Genomic DNA, 203 nt, shown 5'->3' with positions numbered 1-203 from the left:
GAAAGGAGGTGATCCAGCCGCACCTTCCGATACGGCTACCTTGTTACGACTTCACCCCAATCATCTGTCCCACCTTAGGCGGCTGGCTCCAAAAAGGTTACCCCCCCGACTTCGGGTGTTACAAACTCTCGTGGTGTGACGGGCGGTGTGTACAAGGCCCGGGAACGTATTCACCGCGGCATGCTGATCCGCGATTACTAGCG

1 rRNA gene is annotated in these 203 nt (G+C 57.6%); it reads right to left on the bottom strand.

The features are described 5' to 3' along the window. Position 1: 1 nt before the first annotated feature. Positions 2 to 203 (bottom strand): 16S ribosomal RNA (locus MR170_RS32180); the annotation flags it as partial.

Source organism: Bacillus cereus group sp. BfR-BA-01524, assembly GCF_022662595.1.
GTDB lineage: Bacteria > Bacillota > Bacilli > Bacillales > Bacillaceae_G > Bacillus_A > Bacillus_A thuringiensis_S.
This window is presented reverse-complemented; position numbering and strand designations above follow the sequence as displayed.